The following is a 16,609-nucleotide window of genomic DNA, read 5'->3' as shown; positions in this document are numbered from 1 at the left end:
TCGACCGAGTCGCTGGTCTCGTGATCCGAGGGCAGATCAACTACCGCATGCCCCACAGGCGCTGAACGATCTGGCAGGAGCTCCCGGACGTGCGCGTACCGCCATTGCCTCCTTGAGATCGGCGGAGCCGGAATGCGGATCGTGCGTTCCGCCCACAGTTCCTTATTGTACCCCAGAGACCACCTGGCCCGTTGGCACCTGCCGGCGGGGCCTTTTGTGTACTAGGGCCCCAGCGTCGGGGCCTCCAGGATGACGCAGCAGGCCATCACGACAGCGGCGAGCGCGATGAGGTAAAGCCAACCGAAGCCCGGCAGCCTGCTCATGACATCTTTCCAGGCGGCAGTGCGCCTATCGTGCGGGACCGTGCCATTTTCGTCGTTCCACGACCCCGACACACTCGCGCGAGCAAAACGCGCTCTTGAGGCCGCTTGGACCGAAATCGAAACGCGCGGGCTTTGTTCCGGAAATCCTGAACGCGATAGGACTTGGCTCGCCTAGCAGGTCGCCAACCTCCTCCGTCTTCATGATCAAAGCGACATGATCGAAAAGGTTGTGGCGCGGTTCGCCGAAGAGGTGGGGAACCGCGGGTAGCACTTGCGCATTCCTCGCCAGAGGAGAGGCTCTATGCCGAGGTTCCGCGTAACGAGCAACGAGTCGGCGGGCCTCGTGTCTCAGTCAATGTATCCCAGCGAACAAGCCGCGACCGATGGTGCACAGCGCTCATTAGCGGATATGGCCAAGGATAATCTTCCCAATGGCAATCGCGCCAACTTCAAGGTGCGGGTCCAGGATCAGGCCGGTGAGGAGATCTACGAGGCTTCGCTCGACTTCAAAGGCCGCGGCCGGAAACAGTCCGGGTTCCCGGCCGACGAATAGCCAGTTCGTTTGAGCGGCGCCGGTAAGCTGCCCAGGCCTCGCCGGCAAAAGCCTTTCATTCAGCCCCGGCCGGGGGCTTTTCCCTTCCCTACATCGTGTTAGCCTGGTGGCGGCGCGTTCCCAGCACGCCATGCCTCTCGCCGGTCCAGTCGCCCCCCGGCACGCACCGGCGAGAGGCCGTCCGCTCGGATCCTCATGCTCATACTTGCGCCAGCGACGTTTCAGGACAACTTGCGTCCCGAGGAGTACTTGTCTGAATACTCGCCCCGCTTTACGCGCTGATCATCGGCGTCTTCAACAGGCGCCTTCCTGGGTCGCTTCTTCGGCGATGTGCTCCTTTTGGAGCTAGCTTTCGGCGCGTTGGTGCTGCGGCTTGTTTCCTTATTCACGCTGACCTCCCAACTCGGCCTTACTGATCGAACCTCAACTCTCGGTCCGAAGGTGCGTTCCGCGTGTGAGATGCCGGCCACCCCGTTTCCTTTCCCCGGCTTGAGTTCAACACACCGGCGATCACCTGGCTCCGCAAGAGCTGCCCTCCTTGATCCTCCCATAGACTGGCCCGGTCTCGCTTCGGCGGGGCCGGGCTTTTTATCTTTTGATATGGCAGGCGGGCGCAGGCGCCCTAAATTCTCGGTAGGTCGGTTAATGTCCAGGGGATGGGACATGCCATTCTCATCGCTGAACGACCCGGTTGAGCTTGCCCGGGCACGCGCAGCGCTCGACGCAGCGTGGAATGAAATCCGGTTGAACCTGTCGGATCCATACGACGAGCGAGAACGAGTGCGCCTCGCCTACATCGTCGCTCACTTGGTGGTGATTGCGGAGGATGAGGACGATCTGACCCGACGCGCTATCGAGCGGTTCCGACGACGAGCGGCATGACCACGGTCTCCTCAGCGTCACTGAGTCAGAGGCTGCGCTAATGCGGTCGAGGGCAAAGCAATCAGTTTTGATCGTAAAGCAAAAATATCGGAAACTGGGTTTTATATGGCATAATCGATCCTAACATTTGTTAATACTTGCCGCCGAAAAATTGAGAATTAGAAAAGCGTGCGCGTTTACTGGTTTGGGTTAGGTCAGTTGCATGAAAAAGCAGGTTCAGAGGACTGATTTACTTGTAGCGAGGCGGATACGGGCGCAACGCTTGTTAATTGAAATGAGTCAGGAACAACTTGCCGCCCGAGTTGGCGTAAGCTTCCAGCTCATCCAAAAATACGAAGCAGGTAGCGCACGGATCAGTTCAAGCCGGCTGCGCCAGATTGCGGATGCGCTTGGTGTTCGCGTCTGTCTGTTCTTTGAAGAAATTGAAAATGAATTTGGTGCTTACGATGGTCGTGCTGCGACGTTTTATCTTGCGGACACAACCGAAGGTATGAGGCTGTTCCGAGGTTTCTCTCGAATCCGATGCAAAAAGATCAGGCGCAAGCTGCTTTCGCTTATCGAGATTGCTGCAGAGCAGAATGGCAATGTGCCCCATGCCACGGCCAAATCGTCTCCCAGGCAGCTTGCGCAGAGGGACAATGCCAAGTCGAGCATGCGTCGTCCCTGATCCGCAAGGCCAATCAGGGTTGAATCGCGAGTTTGTATAGGAGGTGCCGGTCATGCCTCGTCACTGGTTTCGCCGTCCGGTCTGCATTGAAGCTTCCAAGCCCGAGCAATGCCTGGCCGTCACGTCTGTCGAGCAGGCCGCTAAGCTTCTTGTCGAGTGGCCGGAGCGCAGCAACGAATGGGAAGAGGCCTTTCGAGCGTGCGCCGCCGCTATCCATGGTAAGGGGACGGTAATCGAGGCTCGCAGCGCGTCGGGAAGGCAGCGGCAGCGGCCAATCGTCTGATCTTGGCTAGCGCTGGTTAAGGCGCAAATTCGCTTGAACGCCTTCTTGAGCCCAAGGAGATGGTCGTCGCCGCCGGCGCGCGGATCAGCGGCAAGGGCGTGGTCCGGCCTGAAGCCGAAGCTCGCGGCCGAGGTCGCCTATCGCGGCTGGACACACGACGAGAAGCTGCGCCACGCCTCGTTCAAAGGTCTGCGCGAGAAGGCTGACGAGGCGAAGGTTCATCGGTTAGTCTGCCCAATCGGGCGGCGGTAGCCATGACATAACCTTCGAATGATGGTGCTGCACAGTCTTCCGCTTCGCCATCATCCGCGAAGCGACTGGCCCGCCTTGGCTCTGCCGCCACTCACCACGCTGGTGCGAACCGTTCGGCACAAGCCACCCTATTATTACCAACGAATCCTCAACCCTCCACGGCCGGTGATGCTATGGCTGTCGGCGAAGTGGGCAAGGCTGGTCTGGGCCTCGATCTCGCCATAGAGCGCATAGCGACCCATTTCGTATTTTGCGCCGAGACCGAGCCCACCCCAGAGCTGATCTCCACGGCTGGTCAAAGGCGTTCCCGCGACGGCCGCCGTCGTTCCGTCGAGGAATTCGTAGTGCAGGTTGGCGATGCCGTAGAGCGAGGCATTGACCGACTGCCCGGCGCTGTCGCGCCAGCTCTGCCGGTAATCGACCGACATTCCGAGCCGTCCGCGCAGGCTGTCGCCGTCGCCGAGTGCGACGCGGGCGCCGAACGGGTCCACGAAGCTGTCGGCATCGACTCGCGAATAGGTCAGCTGCGCCTGTGGCGTCAGCGACCAGACATCTGAAAGCGCGATGCGCTGCCCGACTTCGAGCCCCAGCGCAAAGCCGAAGCCGCCCTTTCCCTTGGCGAGCTGACGCCCGGCCGTCGTAGAGGACAGGTCGCTGTCGAACCAGCTGAGCTTGGTCTGCGCGTCGGCATAGAAGCCTGTCGCGCCGTACCACGTCATCGTCCCGTCGAAGCCGCTGCCCGAGGCCTTGATCTTGCCGCGCCCAAAGACCGAGGAGATCTCGGCCAGAGCCTCGCCATGATGCAGCGAGACGCCCCCGACCAGCGTGCCGGCACCGCTCGCGAAAACCTGCCCGTCGGCGCCAGTCTGCAGACGCCAGCTGTCGATCATGTAGCTCGTACCGGTCGTCGAGAAGCCCGGCGTAACGCGGCTATGGGCTCCATCGATGCGGGCCCAGATGGCACGGTCCGCCGCGTTCGACGTGCCGTCCGTCCGGCCGTCGTAGCGCTCGCCGACGCGCTGACGCAGGGTCTGCAGCTCGTTCAGGCTCTGCAGGATCTGGCCGTAGGCTTCATAGATGGGCGCTCCGGGCTGGTAGATCGGGCCGATGACGGTTGGAGGTGATCCGGGAGAAGAGGGCGGCGCCATATAGGCTGAGCGCAGATACCAGTCGCCGTCGTTCGGCGTGCTGATGCCGTTCTTCTGCAAGGTATAGGCATAGGCGCCGGCGACGACGGCCTGCTGCCCCTGGAAGACGGTGTTGCCCAGGAGCGTGAAGACACCGTTCGAGGCTCCGCCGACATCGACGACCTTGATGCCTTCGACGGTCGGGGCCCCGGTTCCGCCCTGATTCAGCACCGTCACGAGCGTCGATCCCGCCGTGCTGCCGGTGATGACGAGGCGGTCGGACGGCGAGGCATCGCCGCCGAGCACGGTTTCGATCTCGAGCCGGCCGCCATTGCCGATGTAATTGCCGTTGATCGTCAGCGTGCCGATCGAATTACCCGGCGCGATCGTTCCGCCCAGCTGGTTGATCGTGGAGCCGACCGCGCCGATGCCCTGCAGGCGACCGCTGATAACGTCCATCGTCCCGCCGAGGATGCCATTCACGGCGAGTGTGCCCGCCAGCACGCTGCCGGCCCCTGTGAAGGTCGCTCCGCTGTCGCCGGTCAGCTCCAGCTTGCCCGCGCCGTCCTTGATCAGCGCGCCCGCGCCCGAGAAAGCGGGGGCGATGGCGATATTGTAGCCATTCGTGTCGATGACAGCGCCATTCGGGCCGATGGCAATGTTGCGCGTGCCGAAATTGCTGAAGAAGGTGGAATTGCTTCGCGTCGCGCGCAGCAGGCCGCCATCGAGTGTGACGCTCGCGGCCCCCGCGCCGCCCCGAATCCCACCGGTTTCCAGAACGCCGCGATTGTTCGTGGGGCCCTGCAGAAGCAGCGTCCCACTGGCCCCTGAGTCAACGCCGAGCAAGACACCGCCTTCAGCGCGAACCAGCCCGCCATTCTCGACGGTGAGCGAGCCGTTTCCGATATTGCCGATGGTGAGGGCGAAGGGCGACATCGACCATCGCGACCCAGTTCCAGTTACGATGACGGTGCCAGTGCTGTTGGATCCGATATAGCCCTGATTGCTGATGACGGTTGCGCCGGCTTCGATGCGCAAGGTGCCCACAGCGAAGCTGCCGACGTTGAACTGTCCGGTATTGGTCCAGGTCGTGCCCGCGCCGGTCAGCACGACATCGCCCTGGCCTTTGCTGCCGACGACGCCCTCGGCGCTCGAAACCGTCGCGCCGCCCTCGACCCGCAAGGTCCCAGCGCTGAACAAGCCGACGGTCAGCTGCCCGCTGTTCTGCCAGGACGAGCCCGGTCCGCTGACCAATGCATTGCCGCCGCCGCTGATGCTGCCGTCGACGTTTGAAACCCGGCCGCCGGCGAGAATATTCAATGTGCCGGTTCCGCCGTTCCCGACAAAAAGATCGCCGGTGTTGGTCCAGGTTGAGGCGGTTCCGTTGCTGTTAACCCCCGAGACCGTGACGGTTCCGGTGCCGGTGCCGCTGGCGCCGATAGAGCCCTGGCTGCTGGTGACGGTTGCGCCATCTTCGATGCGCAAGGTGCCCGTGCTGAGCCTACCTATGGTAAGTCGCCCTGAATTGACCCATGTAGTGCCTCTGCCCGTCACGACGACGTCGCCCTGGGCCGAGCTACCTATAGTTCCTGCGGTGTTCGTTACTGTCGCGCCGTCTTCAATACGCAGGCTTCCGCTACTCAACAGGCCGATGAAAGTCCGCCCGCTGTTCTGCCAGGACGAGCCCTGCCCGCTGACCAGCACCTGGCCGCTTCCCCCAATGTTACCGCCGACCAAACCTTCTGCATCCGAAACGCGGCCTCCGGCAATAATATTGAGGGTGCCGGTTCCACCGAAGCCGACATAAAGATCGCCGTTATTAGTCCAGGTTGACGGGGTGCCGCTGCCATCGACGCCTGAAACAGTGACCGCGCCATTGCTGCCCGCGCCAGAGCCGATCGTGCCGAGATTGTTGGTCACGGTTCCACCGGCCGTGATATCGAGCTGGCCGATACCGGTCTCACCGACCACGAGGTCACTCCCGACAGACCAGTTGGGCGATTGGGCGGGGCCTGGATTCAAATCGCCGCTGCCCGTGACCGATTGCGCGCTTGCCGGCTGCATTCCCGCGGCACAGAGCAGAGCGGCGATAGCCGTCGAGAGCAGCAGCGGTTGGCGGCGGAAGCCGGAGCTGATCTGGCTGCTTTTGGTCCGTCTCAGCACGTTTCAGCTCCGGCGTGATGTCGTTGTGCGTTCGTCGATTTCCCGCATAGGTTGTACCCATGCGGAGAATTTTGCTGCAAGCGAATCGGCGCTGCCAATTCTATACGCTGACGATCAATGGTTAATCATAATGGTAAGGCGCGTCTCTCTGGACGTTTTTTTGGTCCAGATCGCGCCCCGACATTGGCTGAGTAGGCGCCCAACGTTCGCTTACGGGCGGCGCTCCAATGTCCCTTGTGGCGCGATCAGGTCGTTTGCGGCGCCGGTCGCGAAGTTCGGCTATCGGCCATCGAAGACATCGGGGATGTCTGCTTCCGACCCACCCATTTTGACATTTGCTAATGCCCGCTACCGGCAAGGCTAGCTTCGACGCTGGCTGGAGCGGCGGCGGGCGGCGCCACGGGTAAATTATCCGCGCAATGACCAGCGCTGGAGAGGACGAAGACAGCGCGCATATGCCGAGACCGTTTGCAGGGGCGGCTCTGGCGTTTCCGTCCGGGCGGAGGACAGCCAGGCAGCCGAGGTCGAAGCCATCATGGACGGGGCGACCCGATCGACCGCGACGCCCGTCTGGCCGAATATCGCGAGAGCGGCTGGAGCCGCTTAATGAGACGGTCGCGCCATACCGGTACGGCGCGGTTTGAGCTGGCTGTAAATTGGCGCTCCCCAGGCGCCGCGCCTCTCGGCGGTGCAGTCGCCCGAGCGCACATCGGCGGGAGGCAGTTGCGCTAATTCAGAAGCTCTCACTTTGAGGGTAGTGGCTCCAGCGTAGGACAGTGCCTAGAGTTCACTGTCGAAGTTCGCGCCGAGGCTGGCTGACCGCCGGCGAGAAGCGGATGTTGAGGCCGCTCGAGATCAGCGCGGCGTTGCGGTCGGGCCGGGTACTGTCGAAGCTGAGGCCCGAGCCCTGGAAGCCGACGAGGGATGCGCTGCGCGTAATAGCCCTGGCCGAGGTTGTCGAAAGGGGCCGCCGACACTCCGAACAGGGTCGTGATCACTTGTCGTCGTCAGTTCGCGTTACCCGGAACACCACAACGAAGTAGGCCACTAGCATTGAGATGACGGCGGCGACTGTAGCAATGGTGCCCATTCTACAACAGCTCTATCGAAACGAGGCCAGCCCAATGGCGCCCAAGATCGCGGCAATGATGGTGGTCCAAATCAAAATGGCTGGCATTAGGGGCACCGGGTCAGCTCTTTGCCTGTCGACTCAATCTCGAACAGGCAGTCGTCAATGAAGCGTACCGGCGTTTCGTCTTCAAGCTCGTAGTCGGTGATGTTAAAGCCCGGGTGCGTTCGGAAGACGACGACCGAGTAACGGTTTCCATCTTCATCCTGGCAGAGTTCGCGATAGAACGCATGGAGAACTGAGGCAGCAGTCCCTACGTCCTTATCGCCTAGCCCGGACCGTTTCGGCTGGGTACACATCGCAGCCTCCATGCACTCTGCTGGTCTCAACCGCCCTTGGTCGGACGGCCGGGATCGAGAGGGCTGGGGGAGGAAGAGGGCTCTTGTTCGCTGCGTCGATCCGGGCTCGTTGAAGAAGCACCGGGAGCCGGCTTTTCTGTCGGCGTTCCGGATCCGGGCCTTGGCCGGCTATCGGTCGAACGCCGCGGCTGGCCGACCGTCTCGTCTTTTCCGTGCTTTTCGCGGGTCATTGCTTCACCCCGTCACTACATTTCCCAGCCGTTGTCCCAATGCTTCTGGGTGACGAAGGTTCCGTCCTCCGCAAGAACCCTGCGGGCTTTTGAACCCGCTCCCTGGTTTGTGGTTGTTTGGTCACCGATGTGGCGGAGAAAAACGAGCATGATCATCTCAACTAAAGCCGAATACGAAGCGGCGGCCGAACGCGCCAATGCCCTCAGCGACGCACCGGAAGGTTCACCGGCAGCGGCCGAGTTGGCGGCTCTGGTCTGCGCTCTCCGAAAATGGGATGAGGTTCACGCGGGTGAAAACGCCCACGGGCCGGAGGCAAACCCCGAACCGGGGACCAACCGCAGCCCCGACGATCTGCTTGTGTCGGGCCTCCCGGGCAATCTGGGGAAACTTAAAGCCGACTAACCCTCGGAAGGCATGTTGGTATCTCGGCCTCGCTGCCGGGGCCAGTCCACGAAGCGCGGTTTGGAACTCGATCGGGCGCTGGGCATTGCCCTTTGAGGCAGCGCAATGGGGACGTCGGACATGTATTTCTTCGATCTTTTCGACGGCGCGAACGACAAGGTAGATGTCGTTGGAACGAGCTTCGACGATGAGGACGCCGCCAGGCAAGCGGCGCGATCGATGCTGGCCGACAGGGTGCGCTCGGAAGTCTTGCGGGGTGGTGAGTATTTGATGACCGTTCGCCTCAGGCGCAACACCATGCCGATCTTTAGTGTGACCTTCGCCTTGACGGAAGAGCACTACCGCCTGGATTCCTGACCGTTGCCGGACGCTCCGCTTTCGATGAAGCAGCTATGCTGCAGCATCGTTGCCGCCTATTGCGGTACAGTCAGGCTAGCTTGTTGGATATCGGCTTCGAGAAGAAGCGTTTGCAATCGGACGACTGCCAAGGCTGGAAGCTGCAAATCAAGGTCGTTCGGGTCACCTTCCATGGTGAACCGAAGGATTGCGCCCTCGGCAGGGTCATTGCTCACCGTGACACTCCAAATATCGGTGACGCGAAGTAGCAGCGCCGGCTTCCGTGACATGGCCTCCTCCCATGGCCGTGAGTGGAATGAGAACAAGAGCCCGGCTCCAAGGGGCCGGGCAGATGGTTACGCCCGACCTTGCGGACCTTCTCGGTAGCTCGCGGTGAAAGCTGCGTCGTCGGGCGCCACGATGCCGTACTTTTCGGCGAGGGTGGCAAATAGTGCTCGCACAGTTTCCGCTTCCACCTCGCCGCGCAAAGCCGCGAGACAGGATTTGATGGCAAAGCCATGGGCCGGGTCGCGCTTGCTCGGCGGCCAATCGACCAGGAACATATAGGCTTCCATGACTGACGAGATGGCGGCGGGATGTCCCAATCCGACCAGGATGACGACAGGACGTTCGAAGTGATCTGACATCATCGCTCGAAGCCCTCCCTGCGTGAGGTGACGATGTAAATCGTTGCCATAGCCATATCCTCCGAAAAGCAACATGGATCCGGGAATTTGCCCCATTCGAATGAGGGCGGCCACTGATTTTGGTATCCCTCTCTGCATCTGCAAGGCCCTTACAGCTGCCCGCGCGCCTGCTGTCGAAAATCTTTGCTAGGCTCAGGAACGCCGCGCGGCGGTTGGCGTTGAGTCGCCAGCTCTGTTGCGTTCGGTGGTGAGTATGGCGCGGCAGCGGCATAGGGCCCTGAAGGTTATGCATGGTGGCGAGGTCCAGCGCAGTGAGCCAGTCAAAGCGCGACGCGGCGCTGCCAAACTCGATCTCTTCACCGACCCTATGCCGGCACGGATTGAACCATGGCTGGCCCTCCTGCAATCAAACCCGCCCACGGGGCCGAACTAGGCCTTCGAGGTGAAATGGGATGGCTACCGCCTGGCAGTTCATCGCGACGCCACCGGCGTGCGCGTCATCACCCGCGGTGTTCATGACTGGACCCACCGCTTTCCCTCGATAGTCGCCGAAGCGGCGGATCTAGATGCCGACAGCTTCATTCTCGACGGTGAGGCCCTGGTGCTCGATGGGAGCCGGTCGGGCCGATTTCGGTCTGCTGCAGCAGGCGCTGGGGGGTCGCGGCGGCAAGGCCAAGGCCGAGCGTGCCATGCTCTTCGCTTTCGACCTGCTTTACCTCGATGGACACGATCTGACGCGCATGGCGCTGAGCGAGCGGCGCGCCATCTCGTTTGTGGCGGTTTGCGCGGGAAAGAGCGCACCGACTGCATCCGGTTCCCCGCCAGGATCAAGTCTTCGCTCATGCTTCAATACAGTAACCTTGGACCTGGGTCGGGCAATTCTGTGAGCGGTGGCTCGGGCTCTATCGGCGCCAATATCGGGGGCGACATCGGCAGTGAAAGCGGCGTCGGCTCCGGCAATGGTCCATCGGAGCGGCGGAAATGGCGGCAGCACTCCCAGCGCTGGCGGTGGTTCGACCGAGGTGGCACTGGGTCCGGCGGTATTGGGGTCGGTGTTGTTGCAGGCGTCGGCACCAGAGGCATCGGAGCCGGGCTAGGCGCGAGCGCCAACGCCGGTCGAGGCGGTATTAGCGCCGGCGCCGGTGCGGGGGCTAACATCGGCGGCAATTCAGTCAATAGGGACGTGGGCGCGGGCGTGAGCAATGCAGGCATCGGAGGTGGGCTTGGCGCTGCGACCACCCTCGGCGGTGGTATCAGCGCGGCGTAGGTATCGGCGGCGACCGCGGCGGCTTAGGTAGTCGGGATCGGAGCCAATGTGGGAGGCCTCGGGGTCGGCATTGGCGGCGGTGCCAGCAGCTCCGGCGCCAGTTCTTCGGCCGGCAGCTCCGGTTCAGCTCCTCGGCCGGCGGTACTGGGTCAAACTCATCTGGCGGCAGTTCCGCCGGCTCGGCAGGATCGGGGCGGTAAAGCTCTTTGATCGAGCTAAGTAATACGACGACGCTCGGCCTGCGCGCCGAGGCGCAGATCGGANNCGGCCTGATCGGCTGGCGTCACGGTTTCGGCGAGCTCACCCCGCAGGCCCGCACCGCCTTCGTTGCCGGCATCACGCCCGCCCGCGTCTTCGCCGCCCCGATCGGCCGCGAGGCGCTCGTCGCTGAGGCCGGCCTCGACTGGCGCATCTCTTCTTCCACCGCGGTCGGCCTGACCTACTCCACCGCCATCGGCGAACGCTCGCGCGATCACGCCCCCAAGGGACGGGTCGAAATGCGCTTCTGAGGCGGAGCTGCCCAAGTCGCCTTTCGATCGGCGACATCGGCTCCGCGCAGGCCGATCGGCGCCGGGGACCGCGGGTTCCGGCGGTGTTCCGTTAGAATCCGATGGGAGCAGATAGGGCGTAAATGGTCAACGCTGTTCCGAAGGCGACAACTAGGCAAACAAGTTGCATCCATGGGAACGGGTCGGGGCAATGGCGCGCGATGACTTGCAGTGAATTTGCCGGCAGTTGTTGGAGCGAATGTTGAAGCCTGATTATTTCGCTTAGGTTGCATCAAGGGCGCCCAATCCATCTGGTTGGATCTGATAGCCCGTAGCCTCCAGACCTTGTCTCAGCAGTGCACGCACTGCAGCGGATCTGCTTGGCATCCGATGCGAAAAGCGAAAATCATCCACCGCAGCCAGCTCGTTATCGTCCAGCATGACTTGGAGACGTTCACCGCGAGCTAGCGGGTTACCCTTTTTCGAAACTTCCGTCATAGGCCCCTCATCTCACTCATTTGCGTCATTCCCAACAAACCCCTCCACACTCTCATTTGTTCCGAATGACCCTCTGCAGCACACTGAGCCAAATGCCATCTGCGAGTGAGTTGGGCTGGTCCCTCAGTCCGATTTCTCTGGGGTTTCAAGGCAAATCAACCTACGTTTAGGCAGCTTTCGGCCTCCGGAAGTCCGTATGCACGATACTGCATCGGGAACAGGGTCGGCATTTTGGCAGCCCCTGTTCATTGGCTCTGATACTAACTGCCGGCCCCCGCGCATTGGGCAAAGGATGCGCCGTGAAGGTCAAGTTTATGACCGGTCTCGGGACAATCGAGTTCCCTTGTGGAACCCGTCACACGCTTCCATACGCCTTGAACGCCCGCTATTCCGATGGTGCAATCCACGGCATGCTGCTGGCTGACTTGATGGCGCTTCACCCTGAACCCATCGCTCACCAACTCCAGCTCACGTGCGAGGATGGCGAGACATTGCGGCTGCTGATCACACACCGAACCACCAAGGGGGCGACATTTGTTGCTGCAATGGTTTGATCACGCTGCGGTATCCCGGCCGCCGAGGAGGCCGGTATCGTTTTTGCTCTACAGCAAGGCGAAATGCCCGCAACAGTCCCATAGAGCCCGCTTCATCCTCTCGCGGATGCGGTATTGGGCACTCAGCTAGAACCGCCGAGCTGCGTACGGCTTCGATAATCTGCACGATAAATACCTAAACTAGGCCGTTTGGCGCGATTCATCTCGACGAAGTGCAACTATCTGATGGTGCCCGCGTTCTGGCTCACTCTGACGTGAGTAGAGTCATGACCCTAGTGGTGCTGGTTGTTGAAGATGATGCGATTGTCCCGCATGGATGCCGCATCGATAATTGAGAAGGCGGGCTTCGAAGCTGTCGAGGCGAAAAACGCCGATGAAGCGATTATCGTGTTGGAAACTCGCTCCGATATCAATGTCATCTTCACCGATATCGAGATGCCAGGAGATATGAACGGACTGAAGCTTGCTTTTGCAGTGCGCAACCGCTGGCCGCCTGTACTGATTATCATCGCGTCTGGGCGCATCAGGCCTCAGCCAAATGAAATGCCCACTAATGTCACGGTTTTGCGCAAGCCCTACAGCGAATTAGATGTTCTGGCGGCTATCAGGCAAGCTGCCTAGGCAGCTAGCTTCGACGACTTCATCTTCAGGGTGACGACGACACCGTCGGCAGACCAGTCGTAATCGATCGATCCACCGAGTTGTCCCGTAATACTCCTTACGATCAGGCGGCTGCCGTAGCCGCCTGCACCGTCAGGGGCTTCAGCGGCAGGCCCTCCGCGCTCGATCCAGACGACTTTAACGTCCTCATCGTCAAGACAGCCTGAGACATCGAGCGTACCTGTCTCGGCAGACAGAGCGCCATATTTCAGTGAGTTAGTTGCAAGCTCATGGATGATCAGAGCGAGTGTCGTCGCAGCCACTTCCCCCACCCCCATTCGGGGGACAGCGACACGAATACGCCCGCTGAACGCGCCCATGTCTTCATATGGGGAGAGGAGGATCGAGATCAGGTCGCCGAGAAGAGCTGCGCGACCCTGATGACCAGGCAAAGGCCGCACTAAGTCGTGCGCTCGTCCCAGCGCAGCTAGGCGGCCAGTGAGTTCGACCGCCATCTCCTTAGCCGTTGTGGTGGAACGAGATGAGATCTGGGTTAGTCCAGAGGCGATAGAGAGCAGGTTCTTGACGCGATGGCTCATTTCGCCCGCAAGCAGCTCGTGGCCTTCCTCAGCCTGTTTGCGCCCGGTGACATCAAGAAAAATGCCGTAAGCCAAACTTTCGTGAAGTGCAGAATCGTCGCCGATGCCTCGGGCGGAAATCCAGCGAACCTCCTCCCCGATGATGATCCGGAAGTCGATTTCATATGAGCCCACAACGGCTCGAGTTGCCGTGAAGGCCGCCCTGACTCTATCCCTGTCTGCGGGATGAATGCGGGCCGACAAGTCCTCAAATTTAACATCATCACTCTGGGACACCGCCCATAGCTCAAAGCCTCGCTCATCCATCGCGAAGGCGTCGGTTGCAACATTCCACGACCACAGAGCAACACCCGCCGCGCTGATGGCGCGGCGCAGGCTCGTCGCATCCCAAGCGTTCGGGTTCGATGCGGGCATTGGCGAAACTCGGATTGAATGGCGTCACTATAGGGCTAAGCCATCACTCATGTCTGTGTATGATTGCGGGGCAGACTTAGTACAGGCAGGGAATCCTGTCTCTGTGCTGCCGAATGTCGGCTTCCGAGGGATTTTGTTGAAGAAGTCGGCGTTGCTGAGAGCTTGAAGTCCTGATTCAGTCGTCCTCGGATGGAGGACGGTGCGATGATGGGCAGCGGACGGTGGCGCGGGAGGCACTGTTCTACGAGTTCAGCCTAGAACGGCATGTGACGGCCTGCCACCTGCTGCGCGATCGACCGCTTCGTCGATCTGTCAGGCATCGGCGCGCATCTGCGGCCGTTCTACAGCGACACCGGCCGGCCCTCGATCGATTCCGAGTTGATGGTCAGGATGCTGATCTTCGGGTACTGCTTCGGCATCCGCTCCGAGCGCCGGCTCTGCGACGAGGTCCATCTGAACCTGGCCTATCGCAGGTTTCTTTAGGCGGGCATGTGTCAACTCCGTTTTCGATGATGCGCGGATCGGGAGCGCCCGGACGAGTTCAGGCTTCTTTGCGTGCTCGACGCTGGCTGCGTCGGCGGACAGGATGGGTTGGAAGGATCGAACGGCCTAGCTCTGCCTCGCGATCGGAACGGCGAATGGCGTGCCATCGCAACGATGCGGACTCGTCCGACCCTCGCCCCCTCCCGGGCGCTCTTCTCCGCCGCGACGACGGAACTATGAAGGTCGATCGCTACATGAATCGCACTACTACGCGGCGGTCGATCCGGGCGTCGCTGACCAACGGAACTCGGTGCCGTCGGTCCACATGCGGTGCATGATGACGGCAAGCCGGCGTGCGAGAGCAACCTTCGCGACCTTCACGCTGCCTCGCTTCGCCAGCCGCATACGATGACGATGTAGCGGTTGCCGTCCTCGTCCTGGCAAATCTCCCGATGAAACTGACGCGGCGGCGGAATGCGTCGCCGCACGTCGTTGTCGGTCCCCTTCGAGTTCCTTTTTGAGGTACCCATTCAACCTCTAACGCGACTGTGCAAGCTTATCCGAATGCCAGGATGGCTTCCCGTCCTGGTCGGGACGCCAATCAGTGACCGCGCGCGCTGTCGGAATCTTGGTTCGCCGCCTCTCGCCCTCGCAACAGCTGGTCAATCGAGTCGCGCAGGCTTTTTAGCCCTTCTACCGGCATAATAAGACGAGCCCGAACTACGGCTTGGAGGCTCAATTCCGCGCTCGGCCCTGCCAACAGTTTGTCGGCGACGGGCCGTTCGTGCGTGAACGTCAAGGTCGCAAAGTGCCCCGTAACAGTACAGCTGAACGGACCTACTACGAGGGTCTCAGGCACGTTGTCGGGATCGATGGTGTGAACGTGGCTCATGAGTGCGGCCGCGTCAAAGGGAGTTAAAATCGAGGAACAGCAGAGCCACTATGGCAAACGCAGCCGATCCGACATTTGCCAACGTTAAATGCCACGTCGGCAAGCACGCCGATTCTGCCCAAAAGGAATCGTGGTAATCGAACATTGCGCCCCAAGTCTTTACTATCTCCACGGTAGTGAGACTATGAGGGTACGCAATAGGGCGCCTGGCGGCATTCTAGTGAAGCCGGAACGTCTATCGGCAATCGGCGTTGAGTCGCCAGTTCTGTTGCGTTCGGTGGTGTTGAGTATGGCGAGGCAGCCGGGGCGTGTCCTGAAGGCTATGCCTAGCGGCGACGCACTGCAGAGCGCGCCAGTCAAAGCGCGGCGCTGCCAAGTCAGATCTTTTCCAAGATCCGATGCCGGCGCGGATTGAGCCGTGCCTCGCCCTTCTGCAGGCGAAGGCGCCGACGGGGCCGAACTGGGCGTTCGAAGTGAAGTGGGACGGTTACCGCCTGGCGGTCCATCGCGATGCCAACGGCGTGCGCATCATCACCCGCGGCGGCCATGACTGGACGCATCGCTTTCCCTCGATTGCAGACGATGCCGCGGAGCTCGACGCCGACAGCTTCATCCTCGACGGCGAAGCTGTGGTGCTCGACGAAGCCGGCCGATCTGACTTCGGTCTGCTGCAGCAAGCGCTCGGAGAAGATGACGTCGCCTATGCTCGGAACCATACCGCCGTAGCGTGCGAGGCCATGGATGACGGGAGGTGTGATCGTGCCGTCATCGAGGAGCCATGATACGCGGATGTCGAAAACTCGTAGATCATCGCTTGCCCTGCAGCTTCATGGAACCAACACCGCTGGCGCCAACCTGCTTCTCGTCCCACGCTTTCGCCGCCGCCACCAGCATATCCAGGCGCGCCTTCTCCAGAGTGCCATCTTCCGCGCCGTTTAGCCGATCGATTAGGCGCTGGACGGTGTTGCGTTCTTCCGGCGTGCGTATCTCCATGTTGACGGTCATTTCAACGCCGCGCCTGGACCAGTTGCTGTGTCATCCCTGAAAACCTACGCATCATCGGTTTTCTTGCTCCGCGCCTTCCTTACCACCTCAGGCTCGTCAGTCAGACGCTGGCGGCGGTCCGCCTTTTGCGCGCTTGTGGCGTCCATGCCAACCATAGCTCGATCTGCGGCGCTCGCGGCCTGCGATCTAGCTTCAACCCCGCCCGCGTCGATCGACGCCTGCGAGAGGGGCGTGGTAGCGTCCTGCGGGACGTTCTCAAGGAGCCGCACCCCTGGCCCACCAGTGCCCGTGTAAAGGCCGTCGTCGACGAACTGGACCCCGGCCTGCTCTAGCGCGTGCCGGACAGCGGCGAGGTTGTTGGGGCCAGGGATCCGCCTGTTCTTCTCAAAGTCACGAATGGTGCTCTCGCTCAAATTTGCACGGGAAGCCAACTCGGTCTGAGACCAATCGAGGAGGCCGCGGGCCGCACGGCATTGCACGATCGAAATCCGTTTCATGATTTTCGTGTACCACAA

The 16,609-nt window shown here is 61.3% G+C and carries 17 protein-coding genes and 5 pseudogenes; 15 read left to right on the top strand and 7 right to left on the bottom strand.

Translation table 11 applies throughout. The features are described 5' to 3' along the window. Positions 1-624 precede the first annotated feature (624 nt). The 5 genes from ASE66_RS32415 to ASE66_RS31865 all read left to right on the top strand — a co-directional run bounded on the left by ASE66_RS32415 (position 625) and on the right by ASE66_RS31865 (position 2,960). On the top strand, positions 625-876 hold the full coding sequence (locus ASE66_RS32415) for a DUF6894 family protein (protein ID WP_156412430.1): 252 nt from the start codon (positions 625-627) through the stop codon (positions 874-876). A gap of 663 nt (positions 877-1,539) precedes the next feature. Then, positions 1,540-1,758 (top strand): hypothetical protein, encoded by a 219-nt coding sequence (locus ASE66_RS30940; RefSeq protein WP_057193796.1) that lies wholly within the window; start codon positions 1,540-1,542, stop codon positions 1,756-1,758. Positions 1,759-1,960: 202 nt separating this feature from the next. Next, positions 1,961-2,425 (top strand): helix-turn-helix domain-containing protein, encoded by a 465-nt coding sequence (locus ASE66_RS31875; RefSeq protein WP_082613890.1) that lies wholly within the window; start codon positions 1,961-1,963, stop codon positions 2,423-2,425. Between the two features lie 52 nt (positions 2,426-2,477). Further along, positions 2,478-2,708, top strand: a complete 231-nt coding sequence (locus ASE66_RS31870; RefSeq protein ID WP_082613889.1) for a DUF982 domain-containing protein — start codon at positions 2,478-2,480, stop codon at positions 2,706-2,708. A gap of 33 nt (positions 2,709-2,741) precedes the next feature. After that, the gene (locus ASE66_RS31865; RefSeq protein ID WP_320409802.1) at positions 2,742-2,960 is read left to right on the top strand and encodes a hypothetical protein; all 219 of its coding nucleotides are present in this window, start codon (positions 2,742-2,744) and stop codon (positions 2,958-2,960) included. Between the two features lie 134 nt (positions 2,961-3,094). On the opposite strand, the gene ASE66_RS30930 is transcribed toward ASE66_RS31865, so the two are convergent. Beyond that, positions 3,095-6,151 (bottom strand): autotransporter outer membrane beta-barrel domain-containing protein, encoded by a 3,057-nt coding sequence (locus tag ASE66_RS30930; RefSeq protein ID WP_162262562.1) that lies wholly within the window; start codon positions 6,149-6,151, stop codon positions 3,095-3,097. A gap of 1,905 nt (positions 6,152-8,056) precedes the next feature. On the opposite strand from ASE66_RS30930, the gene ASE66_RS30920 reads away from it, so the two are divergent. After that, a complete protein-coding gene (locus tag ASE66_RS30920; RefSeq protein ID WP_057193792.1) occupies positions 8,057-8,311 on the top strand; it encodes a hypothetical protein in 255 nt (84 codons plus the stop codon). A gap of 120 nt (positions 8,312-8,431) precedes the next feature. Beyond that, a complete protein-coding gene (locus ASE66_RS30915; protein ID WP_156412428.1) occupies positions 8,432-8,668 on the top strand; it encodes a DUF6894 family protein in 237 nt (78 codons plus the stop codon). Positions 8,669-8,724: 56 nt separating this feature from the next. On the opposite strand, the gene ASE66_RS32410 is transcribed toward ASE66_RS30915, so the two are convergent. Both ASE66_RS32410 and ASE66_RS30905 read right to left on the bottom strand, forming a co-directional pair. Continuing rightward, the gene (locus ASE66_RS32410; RefSeq protein WP_156412427.1) at positions 8,725-8,937 is read right to left on the bottom strand and encodes a hypothetical protein; all 213 of its coding nucleotides are present in this window, start codon (positions 8,935-8,937) and stop codon (positions 8,725-8,727) included. 66 nt (positions 8,938-9,003) lie between these two features. Beyond that, positions 9,004-9,408 (bottom strand): DUF982 domain-containing protein, encoded by a 405-nt coding sequence (locus ASE66_RS30905; RefSeq protein ID WP_320409801.1) that lies wholly within the window; start codon positions 9,406-9,408, stop codon positions 9,004-9,006. 328 nt (positions 9,409-9,736) lie between these two features. On the opposite strand from ASE66_RS30905, the pseudogene ASE66_RS33880 reads away from it, so the two are divergent. The 6 genes and pseudogenes from ASE66_RS33880 to ASE66_RS30885 all read left to right on the top strand — a co-directional run. Beyond that, positions 9,737-9,853 (top strand): annotated as a pseudogene (locus ASE66_RS33880) (ATP-dependent DNA ligase); the annotation flags it as partial. Positions 9,854-9,860: 7 nt separating this feature from the next. Beyond that, positions 9,861-10,181 carry a hypothetical protein gene (locus ASE66_RS33875; protein ID WP_320409807.1) on the top strand — a complete coding sequence of 107 codons (321 nt, stop codon included), beginning with the start codon at positions 9,861-9,863 and terminating at the stop codon, positions 10,179-10,181. Positions 10,182-10,767: 586 nt separating this feature from the next. Continuing rightward, positions 10,768-10,824, top strand: a pseudogene (locus ASE66_RS34140) (hypothetical protein); the annotation flags it as partial. A 2-nt stretch (positions 10,825-10,826) separates the two neighbouring features. Beyond that, on the top strand, positions 10,827-11,070 hold a 244-nt coding region (locus tag ASE66_RS34135), incomplete at its 5' end, for an autotransporter domain-containing protein (protein WP_413814306.1). A gap of 776 nt (positions 11,071-11,846) precedes the next feature. Then, positions 11,847-12,101, top strand: coding sequence for a hypothetical protein (locus ASE66_RS30890; protein WP_057193786.1), 255 nt, complete (start codon positions 11,847-11,849; stop codon positions 12,099-12,101). 312 nt (positions 12,102-12,413) lie between these two features. Continuing rightward, entirely contained in the window at positions 12,414-12,722 is a 309-nt protein-coding gene (locus ASE66_RS30885) for a response regulator (protein ID WP_244495134.1), read from the top strand. Here ASE66_RS30885 and ASE66_RS30880 read toward each other — a convergent pair. Further along, positions 12,719-13,714 (bottom strand): sensor histidine kinase, encoded by a 996-nt coding sequence (locus tag ASE66_RS30880; protein ID WP_057193785.1) that lies wholly within the window; start codon positions 13,712-13,714, stop codon positions 12,719-12,721. The two genes, ASE66_RS30885 and ASE66_RS30880, sit on opposite strands and share 4 nt — an antisense overlap. 221 nt (positions 13,715-13,935) lie before the next feature. Here ASE66_RS30880 and ASE66_RS31850 point away from each other — a divergent pair. Continuing rightward, positions 13,936-14,191: pseudogene (locus ASE66_RS31850) on the top strand (transposase); the annotation flags it as partial. 273 nt (positions 14,192-14,464) lie between these two features. Here ASE66_RS31850 and ASE66_RS33600 read toward each other — a convergent pair. After that, positions 14,465-14,596: pseudogene (locus ASE66_RS33600) on the bottom strand (IS110 family transposase); the annotation flags it as partial. A gap of 837 nt (positions 14,597-15,433) precedes the next feature. Here ASE66_RS33600 and ASE66_RS30865 point away from each other — a divergent pair. Continuing rightward, positions 15,434-15,775: pseudogene (locus ASE66_RS30865) on the top strand (ATP-dependent DNA ligase); the annotation flags it as partial. 121 nt (positions 15,776-15,896) lie between these two features. Here ASE66_RS30865 and ASE66_RS30860 read toward each other — a convergent pair. Together ASE66_RS30860 and ASE66_RS33870 are read right to left on the bottom strand one after the other, a co-directional pair. Beyond that, a complete protein-coding gene (locus ASE66_RS30860) occupies positions 15,897-16,094 on the bottom strand; it encodes a hypothetical protein (RefSeq protein ID WP_057193781.1) in 198 nt (65 codons plus the stop codon). A gap of 44 nt (positions 16,095-16,138) precedes the next feature. Next, entirely contained in the window at positions 16,139-16,591 is a 453-nt protein-coding gene (locus ASE66_RS33870) for a helix-turn-helix domain-containing protein (RefSeq protein ID WP_082613885.1), read from the bottom strand. Positions 16,592-16,609: the final 18 nt, after the last annotated feature.

It is taken from the genome of Allobosea sp. Root483D1 (assembly GCF_001429505.1).
Classification (GTDB): Bacteria; Pseudomonadota; Alphaproteobacteria; order Rhizobiales; family Beijerinckiaceae; genus Allobosea.
This window is presented reverse-complemented; position numbering and strand designations above follow the sequence as displayed.